The organism is Psychrobacter sp. Marseille-P5312 (assembly GCF_900291405.1).
GTDB lineage: Bacteria > Pseudomonadota > Gammaproteobacteria > Pseudomonadales > Moraxellaceae > Psychrobacter > Psychrobacter celer.
The window spans coordinates 1216613-1230457 of the sequence record NZ_OLML01000001.1 but is presented as its reverse complement, the minus strand read 5'-3'; the positions used below and the strand labels follow the sequence as shown (position 1 = coordinate 1230457).

Annotated in this window: 13 protein-coding genes; 4 read left to right on the top strand and 9 right to left on the bottom strand. The window is 46.1% G+C overall.

The window, feature by feature from the left end:
• Window position 1: 1 nt before the first annotated feature.
• From C6W44_RS05340 to C6W44_RS05330, 3 genes are all read right to left on the bottom strand, one after another.
• Entirely contained in the window at window positions 2-1021 is a 1020-nt protein-coding gene (locus tag C6W44_RS05340) for an NADP-dependent oxidoreductase (protein WP_105244527.1), read from the bottom strand.
• A gap of 113 nt (window positions 1022-1134) precedes the next feature.
• Entirely contained in the window at window positions 1135-1890 is a 756-nt protein-coding gene (locus tag C6W44_RS05335; RefSeq protein WP_105244526.1) for an endonuclease/exonuclease/phosphatase family protein, read from the bottom strand.
• A gap of 172 nt (window positions 1891-2062) precedes the next feature.
• Complete coding sequence (locus C6W44_RS05330; RefSeq protein WP_105244525.1) at window positions 2063-3175, bottom strand: hypothetical protein; 1113 nt, start codon at window positions 3173-3175, stop codon at window positions 2063-2065.
• A gap of 543 nt (window positions 3176-3718) precedes the next feature.
• Here C6W44_RS05330 and C6W44_RS05320 point away from each other — a divergent pair.
• The 4 genes from C6W44_RS05320 (at window position 3719) to C6W44_RS05305 (ending at window position 7505) form a co-directional block, all read left to right on the top strand.
• Window positions 3719-5914 carry a M3 family metallopeptidase gene (locus C6W44_RS05320; RefSeq protein ID WP_105244523.1) on the top strand — a complete coding sequence of 732 codons (2196 nt, stop codon included), beginning with the start codon at window positions 3719-3721 and terminating at the stop codon, window positions 5912-5914.
• Window positions 5915-6172: a YheV family putative metal-binding protein gene (locus C6W44_RS05315; RefSeq protein ID WP_105244522.1), complete on the top strand. Its 258-nt coding sequence runs from the start codon at window positions 5915-5917 to the stop codon at window positions 6170-6172.
• A 141-nt stretch (window positions 6173-6313) separates the two neighbouring features.
• Window positions 6314-6919 carry a hypothetical protein gene (locus C6W44_RS05310; protein WP_105244521.1) on the top strand — a complete coding sequence of 202 codons (606 nt, stop codon included), beginning with the start codon at window positions 6314-6316 and terminating at the stop codon, window positions 6917-6919.
• Between the two features lie 22 nt (window positions 6920-6941).
• Window positions 6942-7505 carry a hypothetical protein gene (locus C6W44_RS05305; protein WP_105244520.1) on the top strand — a complete coding sequence of 188 codons (564 nt, stop codon included), beginning with the start codon at window positions 6942-6944 and terminating at the stop codon, window positions 7503-7505.
• A 209-nt stretch (window positions 7506-7714) separates the two neighbouring features.
• Here C6W44_RS05305 and pnp read toward each other — a convergent pair whose 3' ends face one another.
• The 6 genes from pnp to truB all read right to left on the bottom strand — a co-directional run bounded on the left by pnp (window position 7715) and on the right by truB (window position 13840).
• A complete protein-coding gene (pnp, locus tag C6W44_RS05300) occupies window positions 7715-9817 on the bottom strand; it encodes a polyribonucleotide nucleotidyltransferase (RefSeq protein WP_105244519.1) in 2103 nt (700 codons plus the stop codon).
• Between the two features lie 723 nt (window positions 9818-10540).
• Window positions 10541-10807, bottom strand: a complete 267-nt coding sequence (gene rpsO / locus C6W44_RS05295; protein WP_075101373.1) for a 30S ribosomal protein S15 — start codon at window positions 10805-10807, stop codon at window positions 10541-10543.
• Between the two features lie 492 nt (window positions 10808-11299).
• Entirely contained in the window at window positions 11300-11473 is a 174-nt protein-coding gene (locus tag C6W44_RS13495; protein ID WP_199774459.1) for a hypothetical protein, read from the bottom strand.
• A 67-nt stretch (window positions 11474-11540) separates the two neighbouring features.
• Window positions 11541-11702 (bottom strand): hypothetical protein, encoded by a 162-nt coding sequence (locus C6W44_RS13375; protein WP_158676696.1) that lies wholly within the window; start codon window positions 11700-11702, stop codon window positions 11541-11543.
• A 102-nt stretch (window positions 11703-11804) separates the two neighbouring features.
• Window positions 11805-12329 (bottom strand): type 1 glutamine amidotransferase domain-containing protein, encoded by a 525-nt coding sequence (locus C6W44_RS05290; RefSeq protein ID WP_105244518.1) that lies wholly within the window; start codon window positions 12327-12329, stop codon window positions 11805-11807.
• Window positions 12330-12793: 464 nt separating this feature from the next.
• A complete protein-coding gene (truB, locus tag C6W44_RS05285; RefSeq protein WP_105244517.1) occupies window positions 12794-13840 on the bottom strand; it encodes a tRNA pseudouridine(55) synthase TruB in 1047 nt (348 codons plus the stop codon).
• Window positions 13841-13845: the final 5 nt, after the last annotated feature.

Sequence of the window (13845 nt, the reverse complement as noted above, 5' to 3'; positions counted from 1 at the left end):
GCTAATCGCTTTTTTGTTTTACTTGTAAGACTATCTTGCCAAAGGCATCGCCTTTTTGCAGCTCATGATGCGCCGCCACCACTTCCGAGAGTGGGTAGACGCTTTGAATCTTTAAGTGTAGCTTATTATCAGCGATGAGTTGTAAAACGCGTGCCATATCATCACCGCTGCGCTGCGCTTTGTAGCCTGTGACCGTTAGCTGCTTTTGCTCACCTGCTGCTTTGAGTTTATCAACCCAGATAGTCGGCAAAACAAAAACCCGAGCTGCAGGCTTGAGCACGCTCAGCGCTCGTACGCCTGCCTCATCACCGACCAGATCCAGTAGCACATCAGCTTGTAGATCAGGAAACGCCGCGTCTTTGGTATAGTCAATCCAGCCTGCCAGCTTGTCTTTATCGATTAAGTCTGCAAGCTTGTCATACTTCTCAGGTGAGCAAATGACCGTGACCTTGATATCGTCGTTGTCTACTTTATCCATCAATAGCTGTATCGCTAGGTGCCCCACCCCGCCTGCGGGTGCATTGATGACGACGTGCTCACCTTTTTTGATATCAGCAAACTCAACAAACTGTAGCGCGGTTTGACCAATACAAGGCAGTGCGCCTGCTTGCTTTAGTGTGACAGGATTGGGCACTTTGGCCAGCAGTTTGGCATCCACTGCCACATATTCAGCGTAGCAGCTGCCCTCAAAGCTCAAAGCCGCCACCTGATCACCGATGGCAAATTTATCACTACGGCTATCTACCACCGTACCTGCGACATCGAAACCCAAAATTGCTGGCTCATTTTTATCAAACTTATTGTTTTGAATTGCCTCTGCGCCCCAGCCTTTGCCTTGACGCGTCTTATAATCGACGGGGTTTATCCCTGCATACGCCACTTCAATCAAAACTTGCTCGTCTGCCAACGATGGCATCGCCACCCCGTCTTGGTACTGCATCACTTCAGGTGCGCCAAACTCTTTGATGAGGACAGCGTGCTGCGTGGTTGGCAGTTGTTTTTCGGTTGTTAAATTAGACATGGTATATATCCTTATCCGTCTATTGGTTAAAGTATTTTTGGCTTTTTATACATATGTTTATACACGTAATCATACATCAGGGTCGGTGTCATCACTCTCATAAGCTGTACCCGCTATAAGGTCAGCTCAGCACTAAGCGGCAGATGATCAGATAGGGTCGACCAAGGCTTGCCCGTGTGTACCCATGCGTCTTTGACCGTCAGATTGCGCACATAGATACGATCTAAGCTGAGCACTGGTAGCTTGGCTGGAAAGGTGGGCAAGAGCTTGCCATGACAGTGCTTAAAGGCTTCCGTCATGCCGAGGCTGGCCGCCAGCTTATCACAAGACATTTTTTTCCAGTCATTAAAATCCCCGGCCAAAACCAGAGGTTGGTCGTCATCGATTTCGTTACGTACATAGTTGGCGATGGCCTCATACTGTTTGATACGGTCGCGCTCAAACAAGTTTAGATGCGCGCACAATACCACCACTGGCCGCTCCCAGCCGATGGGTTGTACTTCACAGTGGAGAACGCCGCGCTGCTCTAGCTTATTGACGGTGATATTGACGTTATGCTTTGGGTCTAAGGGGAAACGGCTGAGTACCGCGTTGCCATGATGGCCATTTTCGTACTCTGAGTTTTTGCCGTAGCTGTTTTGCAGTTTTAGGTATTCGCCAAACCACTCATGCTGAGACTGGTCAGGGTACTCATTGTATTGCATATTGCGCTTTAGGTTTTGACCCTGCACTTCTTGCAAACACAGCACATCAGAACCTATGATATCGAGCGCTTGCGCGATGCCTTGTATTTTGACTTGGCGGTTCATCGGCGACATGCCTTTATGAATATTATAGCTGGTTAAAACAAAAGAAGTCGTGGTAGTCATAGGTTTGGTCATAAACTCAGTATGGTAGGATAAGGGCGGCATGGTCTGCGGTGAGCCAAAACCGACGTAAAAAGAGCATTGATTCTTTGTGAACCAATGCTCTTATGTTATACCTAACTGCCGCCGATGGCTAATGCGTCATCGTATAACGCCAGTATCTGGCAGCCCCGGTTTAGTAGCGAGTCACCAGAGCAATCGGTTGGTCTGCACCCATGATATCTTGTGGCATAAACACCGCTTTACCACCATTATGAATGACATGCTCAATGATTTCACCGACAGCATCATCCGTCACGCCATCAGCAGCTGGGTCATCTGCGAGGCTCAGGGTTTGCGCTTGTTCATCTATTTTTGCAGGCTGGATATAACCACGGCGGACATAGAGGGTCTCGCCCACGCCTTGATAGGCACTGCGATAGATTTCTTGCAAGTCAGTCTGGAGCATACTGGCGCCACGTGCTTTGTCTATCTCACCGAGGGCTTCTTGATGTAGCGACGAGCGATAGCCCTCGACCGCCTCTTGTACGCTATCGATGATATGCTGGGCGCTGCCATCTTCTAGGTTGGTCGCATTGGTGACGGTAGCAATGATATTGTCAGGACGGTCACAGACTTCTTTATAGTAGCCGATGTTTTTGGCATCACCCACAATGACCAGCGGCATTTTATTCTCGCCCCACAGCTCTTGCACGCTTTTATCAACTTGATTAAAGAACTCTTTGAGATAGCTGCTTTCGTTGTTTGATGAGCGATCTGAGCCACCATCGCCTGTGGTATAGGGGCCGTTATTTTCTACAGGAAATGGGATGTTTTCCATGTTGTTTTGTGCATCGTCATCTTTGTCAAACTCTCTGATGACGCGATCGTTCGAGGCTTCGATGAGGCGCGCATGTTCGCGGGTTAGCACTACGGTGTAGTAGTGGACGGCACTTGCCATATCACGTACTAGATCACGAGTGGCAAAACGATCTGAGATAACGACGCGCTCTTGGGTATCGATCGGCATACGGATGACTTTTACATCCTCGGTGCTGGCAAATATCGCTAAGGTGTCAAGGTTATAGTTATGGTTGAGCTCTTTGGTTTTTGCGTAGATATTGTCCAAAATAGTAGTAGCCGTACGCTTATCATACTCACTGTTTAAACGTTCTTCGACGACTTTTAATTGGTTTTTTAGGGCAATAGGGTCTTGATCGTTGGCAGGGTGCTCACGATGCGTGTTTACAAAGATACTGACCGCAGGGTTGGCTTTGGTTTCACGTAAGCTCTTTAGAGTTGCTTTCATATATTGCTCCTTGTTTTATTATGGTTTCATGGCTTTTTAGTATTTATTAAACCTAATATTTATTACACTTATTGTTTATTAAACGATGTCTTCTATTAAAAAAACCGCTTAGAAAAACATCCATTTAAAAGACAGAGCTGCTTGTTTTTATGTTGTACTGTCTGTCATGCTGTCATGTCTGTGCTGATAGTCCATTACCTTGATGCTAACAGCTAAACCTCACACTCTATAGGGTGAATTTGCAAGCAAATGATAGCGCTTTGTAAGCGAAGCACTCTTTATTGTATAAATTATTGTATATAAACTTGCCTGACTCAAAAAATGACGGATTGTTTACATGATTTTGTGCGCTCATTGTTTTGTTGCACTGTTGACACCGTTTGCGATTTTGCGCTGTTTGCGGTATGACTGGCGCGTAGGTTGTATTTTTGGCAAACGAACCCATCTTTTATACAGCTTATAAATAAAACGATAAGGCCACCTACACCACCTCATGCCAAACGCATGATTGTCAATTATTCATATCAGATATCGGACGCCGCTATGACAGCCATTTCTCCAGCATTACACCTTGTCGATTTTGACAACGTCTCACCCGCCACTCTACAAGACCAAGTCCGCAGCGCCATTGATGCGGCCAATGCTTTTTTAGATACAATGCCTGCTTTAGACTCCTTGCCAGCTGACCGCCAAATCAGTGCTGAGCAAGCACTGGCAGATGTGATGAGCTTTGACCATATCAATTTGGCGTTGGACCGCAGTTGGGGGATTTTGTCGCATCTAAATAGCGTGATGAGCAATGATGATATCCGTCAGGTACATCACGAGCTGCTCCCCAAGCTTTCTGCTTATGGCACACGTGTCGGCCAACACCAACCGCTCTTTGGCCGTTATCAAGCCATCAAAAATGACACAGCGTTTTTTGCAGCGCTTGAGCCTGCGCGCGCACGGGCGATTGAGCTGGCACTGCGTAGCTTTGAGCTATCAGGCGTGGCATTGCCAAAAGAGGAGCAAGCCACTTTTGCTGATATTCAAAGCAAGCTCTCAACTTTATCTGCAACGTTTTCAGACCATATTTTGGACGCCACTCAAGCTTATGCTCTGCCGCTTAGCCAAGCGCAGTTGGCAGGGTTAACCGACAGTGGCTTAGCACTGCTAGCAGATGCCGGTGAACAATATAAAGCGCGTGAGCTGGCTCGTGGTACGCTCTCACAGGCCGATGTCGATGCACTACCAACGCCTTATTATGTAGCCAGCTTAAACATCCCTGTATATTTGGCCATCATGACCCATGCCGACGACCGTGATTTGCGCGAGACGCTATACCGTGCGTATGTGACCCGTGCCTCAGAGTTTGACACGCATACCAATGCCAAAGGCGAATCGCTAAATAACGCGGATATCATGAGTCAGATTTTGCAGCTGCGTGAACAAAAAGCCAAGCTGTTGGGTTTTGACAATTATGCAGAGGTTTCTTTATCGACCAAGATGGCGGACAGTGTGATAGAGGTCGAAGACTTTTTACGCAACTTGGCCGCGCAGGCCACGCCTGCGGCGCAGCAGGACTTAGCGCAGCTACAGACATGCGCCCAAGACTACGGCATTGATGAGCTACAGCCCTGGGACAGCGCTTATATCGCCGAAAAAGTTAAACAAAGCAAGTTTAGCTTGTCGCAAGAAGAGATCCGTCCATATTTCCCCTTACCAAAGGTCATCAGTGGCTTGTTTGCAATCGTTGAGCGCTTATACGGTATCAAGGTACAAGAGCACAGCGAGTCGGTATCGCGCTGGCACGATGACGTGCGTTTTTATCAGTTGTTTGATGCCGATGATACATTGCTTGGAGGGTTTTACTTCGACTTGTTTGCTCGTAGTGGCAAGCGCGGCGGCGCATGGATGAGTGGCTTTCAGTCGCGCTATCGTCATGAGGCCACAGAGCATCAGCAGCTACCAGTTTGCTTTATGGTTGGCAACTTCACCCCTGCCTTAGATGGCAAGCCAAGCTTATTAACCCATGATGAGGTATTGACCTTATTTCATGAATTTGGTCACGGTCTCCATCATTTATTGACCCAAGTGACGGTCGGCGATGTGGCTGGGGTCAATGGGGTTGAATGGGACGCCGTCGAGCTGCCCAGTCAGTTTATGGAAAACTGGGCATGGGACAGCGAGGGCATCGCGCTGATTAGTAGTCACGTCGATACTGACGAGCCTCTACCAACCGATAAGCTTGATGCCCTACTGGCGGTAAAAAACTTCCAAAGCGGCATGCAGACCTTACGTCAAATCGAGTTTGCCTTGTTTGATTTGCTGATTCATGCACACACGCCAGCACTTGATTATGAGGGTATTTTGGCGACACTAGATGCGGTACGTCGTGACGTCGCTCTCATGCAAACCCCCGACTACAACCGTTTTGCCAATGGCTTTAGTCATATCTTTGCAGGCGGCTATGCGGCTGGCTACTACTCGTACAAATGGGCAGAGCTACTCTCTGCCGATGCCTTTAGCAAGTTTGAAGAAGAGGGTATCTTTAACCCTATCACTGGTAAGGCGTTTCGTGAGACGATTTTGTCGGTCGGTGGTAGCTTCCCTGCCAAGACCAACTTTGAAAACTTCCGTGGCCGTAGTGCCAGCATTGATGCTTTATTGCGCCATAGCGGTTTTGTCGCGACTCAAGGCATACAAAATACCGATACTACTCATAGCACGCGTCACAGCACGCGCGAGGGCATCTAAATGCGCTATCAATCATCAACCCCCAAGCGCCGGTTTTTAGCAGGCGTTCGTTGCCCTAAATGTCAGGCGATGGATGCGGTGGTGCAGATAAATATCGTCACGCCCGTAGCTGATGAATATATTGAGTGTACCCAGTGCGGGCACACAGAGCGCCGTCCAGACCCTGATGCCATCAGTGCCAAAAACCATGCCGAAGACCAGATCGCTCGCGATGCCATGACCACAGGTACCAGCGGGACAGTGAGGTTTAAGCCCTAAACGGTACATGTCGCTATTTGATGATAGCGACGTGTTTTATTCTTTAACGGTGTTTTAAGCCTATCTTTTAATAGATAGGCTTTTTATTTTGAGTTTGCTATAGTATGGCCACTGATATCTTTGACATAAATCGACCAAAGTATGAAAAACAAAAAACCGCACCCTTTATTAAATAAGCATCTAAACAACAAACCCTCTAAATCGCACTCAAAAGCCGCAGTCGCTGTGATATTGGTTTTGCTTGTTGCAGCTTTTGGTTACTTTGTTTGGACGCAGTCTCAGCCTAAAGTAAGCGAGCCTATCGAACAATCCTCGTCGGCCTTAGCTGAACAGACTAAAACAACAAATACAGTAGCGTCTCCCGATGTTTCACCAGATGATATAAAGAGCGATATAGAAAAGAGTGCTGTAGAAAGTAACATAGATGACACGGCTGATGATGGCACCAGCCGTGATAATGATACGATAAATACCGAAAACAATAGCGCTGCGATGGCCAGCAACCAAATACCAGATCCAAAAGCCATCCTACAAGCACCGCTACCACAGAATAATAGCTTAGCCAAAGAAGAGATTGATCGGTTAGAAGATGAGCGCCAACGTCTCGCCGAGCAAGAAAAACTGGCCGCTGAGCAATTAGCAATGAATAAAAAACTTGCAGATATGAAAGCAGAGCAAATCGCTCTACTCGAACAGCAAATCGCCCAGCTAGAAGCGGATAACGCCAGCAAAACCACTGAGCAATAAGGATTTTTTTAAGGGGCTGATCATGGCAAGCATCCAACTCACTCACGCCCCTATCTTAAATAGTAGCGCGCAGCTGCTTATCCTGCCTGTCAATACTGCTGGCATTTTGTTAGACCCTATTCTCACGCGCGCCAAAACGCTGTTTCCTGACAACTACCAGCGCTATCATCGTGCCTGCCGCGACGGTAGCTTGCACGTGGGCAGCTGTCTTTTGCATAAGCGCATGCGCGAGCAAGCGGGACTTGCAGCCAGTAGTAATGGCAATCAGCCAAGCCACATTGCCAATCTTGTGATATCAGACCATCCCTACCATTCGGCTCGTATGCGCTGGCTGACTGCCGCGTTGATACAGTTACGTGAGCAGCTGATACCGCTGATACGCTATCAAGGAATGCGTGGGGCCGCTCTTCTGGCCCGTCCCTTAATTTATGATACTACGCGGCAGCACTCACCTGCTACCGCGCATTTAGCAAACGCCGTACCGCCAGATTGGGCTACAGAGACATTACCGCTTTTGATGCAGCATTTACAAGATCTGCCCAAACTGCGTATCGATATACACGTGCCCAAGCATTTTGACATTTAAGCATCCATTAAGACAATCTACCAAATAGCATCCGTGCTTGCTTAAGTCTAACCGACACACCAGCCGGCACCAGCAACATGTATATCGATTGTGTCGTATGAGCTATCGGCCTTATAAGGGCCAAAAAAAACCGCCTTAAGTGTTCATAAAGAACAGCTTAAAGCGGTTTTGGGTGTTTATAAAACGCATCACACGCTTATAACGACAGCTTAATTTTGCTCAACACCCTTCATGGTTAGCTTGATGCGACCACGGTTGTCGACGTCTTGAACCAAGACATTGACTGCCTGACCTTCGCTCAGATAGTCTGATACGCTCTCGACGCGCTCTTCTGCGATTTGTGAGATATGCACAAGGCCATCGGTGTTTGGCAGTACATTGACAAAGGCACCAAAGTCTACGATACGGGCGACCGTACCGGCATACGTTTTGCCTACTTCCACTTCAGCCGTCAACGCTTCGATTTTGCCAATTGCCGCTTTGGTCGCTGCTTTGTTTTCACCAAAGATACGAATCGTACCACCGTCATCGATATCAATGACTGCACCAGTCTCTTCAGTCAACTGACGAATCATGGCGCCGCCTTTACCGATGACATCACGGATCTTGTCTGGATTGATCTCGATGACCGCATAGTTTGGTGCATGCGCGTTGATTTCAGTACGGCTTTGCGGCAAGACTTTATTCATCGCCTCAAGGATATGAATACGACCAGCATGCGCTTGCTTTAGCGCTTGCTCCATGATGTCAGGGGTGATGCCTTCGATTTTGATATCCATCTGCAGCGCAGTGATACCGTCTTTTGAGCCCGCCACTTTAAAGTCCATGTCGCCCAAATGATCTTCGTCACCTAAGATATCTGATAGAACAGCAAAGCGATCGCCTTCTTTTACCAGACCCATAGCAATACCTGCTACAGGGGCTTTTAGAGGCACGCCAGCATCCATCAATGCCAAGCTAGCACCGCACACAGACGCCATAGAAGACGAACCATTTGACTCGGTAATCTCCGATACCACACGAATGACGTACGGGAAGCGCTCGCTATCTGGTAGCATGGCTTGAACACCGCGGCGCGCTAGGCGACCATGACCGATCTCACGGCGCTTAGGGATACCTTCACGGCCTGTCTCGCCGACAGAAAAGTGCGGGAAGTTGTAATGCAGCATGAAATGATCACGAATCGTACCGCTTAGTGAATCAATCATATTGACATCACGGCTGTTACCCAACGTCGTGGTTACTAGCGCCTGCGTCTCACCACGCGTAAATAGCGCAGAGCCGTGGGTATAAGGTAATACGCCAACTTGCACGTCTAGCGCACGCACGGTCTCAAGGTCACGGCCATCGATACGCGGCTTACCTGATAAGATATTGTCACGAACGGTGCGGTATTTCAGATCTTCGTAGATGTCTTTTATCTCAGAGACTTTGCTGTCATAGTCTTCTGATTCGCTATCCCCTGCCAGCGCTTCGATGGCAGCATTTTTGATATCATCAAGTTTGCTATAGCGATCTTGTTTGTTGGTGATGGTATAGGCATCAGCCACTTGCTCACCAAACTGCGCTTTCATGCTACTCTCAAGCGTCTGATCTCGCTCAGGTGCCGCAAATTCTTGCTTGGCAGTGCCGACTTCTTCTGCCAAAGAGGCGATATTGTCGATGACGATTTGCTGCTGCTGATGACCGTATAACACAGCGCCCAACATCTGATCTTCTGACAGCTCTGCAGCCTCAGACTCTACCATCAACACTGCTGACTTGGTACCGGCAACCACCAAATCCAGATCACTACTCTCTAGCTGCTCAAGCGTTGGGTTGAGAACATATTCACCATTGATAAAACCAACACGCGCTGCCGCGACAGGGCCATTAAATGGCGCATCAGAGATAGCAAGTGCCGCTGACGCACCGATAAGCGCTGCGATATCAGCAGACTGAGTCTTGTCTGATGACACCACGGTGGCGGTAATTTGGATTTCGTTTACATAGCCTTCAGGAAACAACGGGCGAATCGGACGGTCGATAAGACGCGAGGTAAGGGTCTCAAACTCGCTGGCGCGGCCTTCACGTTTGCCATAAGCGCCTGGGATTTTACCCGCGGCATACATTTTTTCTTGATAGTTTACGGTGAGCGGAAAGAAGTTTTGACCTTCTTTGGCTTCTGACTTTACTACCGCTGCTACAAGGACAGTCACCCCGCCCATATGAATCAAAATAGAGTTGGCTTGACGAGCCATGCGTCCTGTTTCGATGACAACCTGCTGGTCGCCATACTGAAATTCGCGCTTAATGGTATTAAACATTGTCATATAATCTTCCTAATGTTGACTGACAAAAACGAATATCAGCATCGTATAAAGCTGATATCTGTCATTAAAATTCTTTGAATATAGCCGCCCGCTGACTGACATCGTTTGCTATGTTATAGCCGCGGCGGCATATCTCATTACGATCTTTGTATCCATGCCTGCCACAGATATTTTGCTGGTATGTATATGTGGCTGTGCAGATGTGGTCTTACTATCGTTTGATCGATCTATTATCTAAAACCGATGCAGCGCGCTTAGCTACCTGCATCTTATGTTACCTTGTGCAATATATTTATGATGACTGCCTTATTGGCACTCCCTGCATAAACACCCTACTCACTGGCAAGTCCTCTATCTAACAATCGCTAAGCCATCAAGTTAACAATGCATTATTTTACAGTGATTTGCGGCTATTGACCAATCAATTACAAAACGGTACGTCCACCGCTGATGATCGGCCATTATCAATATAACAGACAGTAAGAATAACACACAGCACACGTGCCACACGCATCACCGATGCAGACAGTATTACTTCTTAATTTCTTAACTTTTTATAAATAAGCATAAAAAAACGGCGTGAAACTATTCCACACCGTTTTTAGAAAAATCTATTGTATCGATATCAGCAAGTAAGTGTGACGCGCTCTGCTAGAAGCTTGACAGTTAGCGCCTAAAGGGGCATCACTTATCTGAATGAGCGCTCATACTATCGTCGCTGTATTAACGACGTAGACCTAACTGGCTAATAAGAGTGGTATAGCGACCAAGATCTTTACCTTTTAGGTAATCAAGCAATTTGCGACGTGTGTTCACCATACGGATAAGGCCGCGGCGGCTATGATGGTCAGCTTTGTGCTCTTTAAAATGGTTTTGCAAATCATTAATACGTGCACTTAACAACGCTACTTGTACTTCTGGAGAACCCGTGTCGTTTTCGCTGCGCTGGTATTGGGCAATGATTTGTTCGCGATCAGTATTGGTTAGCATAAATATCTCCGGCAATGCTAAAAGCTTTAAATATGCTCGAATTCGAGCGGTATATAAAGCAGTAAAATAAAAAGTAAAACAGCTTATACGGCATTCAGGACAACCCTGCATTACTAGAGTTGACCTAGTGTCGCTAAGCTCAATCACATAAGATCATCATCTAAAAAAGGCAGATAAGTCACGGCTTTATCTCGCTCCTTATGAGCGCAATGATTTAAGCCTATCTTCAAACCAAATTTAAATGTGGCGGCAATTATAACAAAAAACTGCTAACCTCGCAGCAGTTTTTCATATTAGTTTGTGATAAAAAGCGTAAGATACAAACCGACTCAAACGCGTCAAAAGATGATAGTGGATTCAGTTTAAAAATATTATAGCGCTACTGGTATAAATTTTCCTTGCGTGCTGTATACACAGAGGCTGCGAAAAATTCATCCCAGTAGCGCTTTGGAACTTATGACAGTTTTGTTTTCAACTGACTATAAAAGGCTTCTATTTTTTTGCATCTTTTTGTGTTGCATGCGTGCCCAGCTCATTGTCCTCTAAAGGCACCGTGGTCGCTTCTGCTAAGCTATCTGGCGTCGCATCTTCACGTGGATTGATATCCTCAGCCAGTTTTTCAATTTCTTGTTCTTGTTGATCCATATTATTTGTGGACTGACTCATAATCCCTCCTATTTTTATTATTTCTGTTTAGCTACAGCTAAACTCAATTATAAATTAGCTGTATTGATTACTGATCTTTTTTTACATTTTCTAAATTATCAGCAATTCTATCAGCCGCCGCCTCAGAATCTTCTGTGTGATTGTCTTCAGTTTGGCTTTTTAATGCCGCCTTTGCTGATTCTGAGCGTTGTTGTTCTAGCTTTGTATCGTTTGGATTTGAATTGGCCATGATAGTTTCCTCTTGATGATAAAACTTGATTGTAAAATAAGTCTTAGCGTTTAAAGGTTATTAGACAGAACAAGTAATAAACAAAATATTGCACATACACAGTTACGATAATGCTTTGTCAATAGCAGCAACGAAGTTGTCAATATCGTCTGGATTACGTGAGGTAATTAAATTACCATCGACTTGTACGGTCTTGTCTACAAAATCTGCCCCAGCATTTTGCAAATCTGTCTTTAACGAATGATAAGCCGTAAGCGTCTTACCTTTTGCGATACCGGTATTAATAAGCACCCAAGGCGCATGGCAAATCACCGCTAAAGGCTTACCAGCATCATTAATAGCATGAATCAGCTGATGGGCGTCTTGCTTGCCGCGTATGGTGTCAGCATTGACGGTACCGCCCGGCAAGACCAATGCGTCATAGTCGTTCGCGTCTGCTTCGCTAGCAAAAATATCAGCAGTAAACGTATCTGCTTTATCGACGTCTTGCTGCATCGCTTGGACTTGCTTGTCTTTGTTGGTAGTAATCAACACTGTCTGATAACCCTTATCTTTTAGCTGGTTATTGACATCTTCATACTCGGCTTGTTCAAAGTGATTATGTAATAAAAAAGCAATGGTCTTCATCGTTATATGTATCCTTATCGTTGTCGTTGTCTTTGTTAGAAACTACTTTTTATCGCTTTATAGCCACGTATTTACTATTCTATTTTTAGATAGCAAAACCATAATCCATTATTTTTACTTACTTATATTTTTATTGATAATTATTATTATCTTCCCTCTCAATCTTCTATAGTAAAACTATAATGCGTTTCTAGTTTTTCTTATACTTTTACTTTATTATTATTTTTATAATCCATTCAAACGTCCTGTTTTTTCTTATCTTAATAGAACTCTTAATTATTATTTTTATCACGAGTTTTTTTATTATTATGATGTCACGTTTCCCTTGCTGACTTAATTAATGTACAAAAAAAACAGGTTTCACCATAGGTGAAACCTGCAATAAAATGTGACGATATGTGATTAGTGTAAACTGTTAGTAAGCTAACCGGGCAATAAGCCGCTGATCAACCAAAACGGTAACATTAACGTTGAATAAGCTTTTTCGGTTGTAGCCTACCGTTTAGACTGACAGCACCCAAACCCAAAAACTGACCTTGTTCATCTAGCAGACGAATATCTACTGGTACGTCAGAGGCGAGAGCTGTGTTGCTGACAGTCGTTTCGTGAGCCGCAGTAGCCGCTGCTACTACTTGGCTGCTGGTAGACTGGAGAATCTGTTGGGATATATAAACATGTAGCTCATCTGTCAATTGTGCAGACACATTTAGACGCTGTCCCATATGGATACGCTGACATTGCTCGGCCGTCAGCGTCATTTGTGCAGGTATTTCGATACAGGCATCTATCGGCATCAGCTGCGTGAAACGCTCGACCAATGGCAGATCTTCTAGAGCAGATAAAGTGATGGCATTATCAACCTTAAAGCTACCAACTTGTAAGCGGCGCAGGGCGGTGAGATGGCCGAGTGTGCCGAGCGCTTTAGCGATGTCTTCACCCAGCACGCGCACATAAGTGCCTTTGCTACAAGTGACGGTTAGCTGAATCTGCTCATGATCGAGTGCTGTTAGGCGAATAGAGCGGATGATAATATCTCGCGGCTCACGCATGACGTCGATGCCAGCGCGGGCATATTCGTAGAGCTTTTTACCGTCTTTTTTTAGGGCAGAGTACATCGGTGGTATCTGCTGCTGCGCGCCTAAAAACTGCTGGGCAAGCTCCTCTAAAGCGGCAGCATCAAATGTCGGCACAGAGGCTGTTGCAATTACTTGACCTTGAGCATCCCCTGTATCTGTCTGGCCGCCAAGCAAAATGGTGGCTTGATAAGATTTGTCGGCATCTAGCTGATAGTGGCTAAACTTGGTGGCTTCTCCCAGACAAATCGGCAGCAGACCAGTGGCCATGGGGTCAAGCGTCCCCGTATGGCCTGCTTTTTTGCTGTCATGGTTTGGGGATTTAAACAAATACTTAACCTTGGACACCACTTGCTGCGAGGTCAGACCATAGGGCTTATCTACCAAAATAACCCCTGAGACTTTTATCTTGTCATTTTGCTTCGCTGGGATAGACATAATAT

What these genes read in the sequence shown, in the direction of transcription:
- C6W44_RS05310 (WP_105244521.1), top strand. Translation starts at nt 6,314, where the DNA reads ATGAAAAACAAAAAACCGCACCCTTTATTAAATAAGCATCTAAACAAC.
- C6W44_RS13375 (WP_158676696.1), bottom strand. Translation starts at nt 11,702, where the DNA reads ATGGCCAATTCAAATCCAAACGATACAAAGCTAGAACAACAACGCTCA.
- C6W44_RS05330 (WP_105244525.1), bottom strand. Translation starts at nt 3,175, where the DNA reads ATGAAAGCAACTCTAAAGAGCTTACGTGAAACCAAAGCCAACCCTGCG.
- C6W44_RS05305 (WP_105244520.1), top strand. Translation starts at nt 6,942, where the DNA reads ATGGCAAGCATCCAACTCACTCACGCCCCTATCTTAAATAGTAGCGCG.
- C6W44_RS05335 (WP_105244526.1), bottom strand. Translation starts at nt 1,890, where the DNA reads ATGACTACCACGACTTCTTTTGTTTTAACCAGCTATAATATTCATAAA.
- truB (WP_105244517.1), bottom strand. Translation starts at nt 13,840, where the DNA reads ATGTCTATCCCAGCGAAGCAAAATGACAAGATAAAAGTCTCAGGGGTT.
- C6W44_RS05320 (WP_105244523.1), top strand. Translation starts at nt 3,719, where the DNA reads ATGACAGCCATTTCTCCAGCATTACACCTTGTCGATTTTGACAACGTC.
- C6W44_RS05340 (WP_105244527.1), bottom strand. Translation starts at nt 1,021, where the DNA reads ATGTCTAATTTAACAACCGAAAAACAACTGCCAACCACGCAGCACGCT.
- C6W44_RS05315 (WP_105244522.1), top strand. Translation starts at nt 5,915, where the DNA reads ATGCGCTATCAATCATCAACCCCCAAGCGCCGGTTTTTAGCAGGCGTT.
- C6W44_RS05290 (WP_105244518.1), bottom strand. Translation starts at nt 12,329, where the DNA reads ATGAAGACCATTGCTTTTTTATTACATAATCACTTTGAACAAGCCGAG.
- rpsO (WP_075101373.1), bottom strand. Translation starts at nt 10,807, where the DNA reads ATGCTAACCAATACTGATCGCGAACAAATCATTGCCCAATACCAGCGC.
- C6W44_RS13495 (WP_199774459.1), bottom strand. Translation starts at nt 11,473, where the DNA reads ATGAGTCAGTCCACAAATAATATGGATCAACAAGAACAAGAAATTGAA.
- pnp (WP_105244519.1), bottom strand. Translation starts at nt 9,817, where the DNA reads ATGACAATGTTTAATACCATTAAGCGCGAATTTCAGTATGGCGACCAG.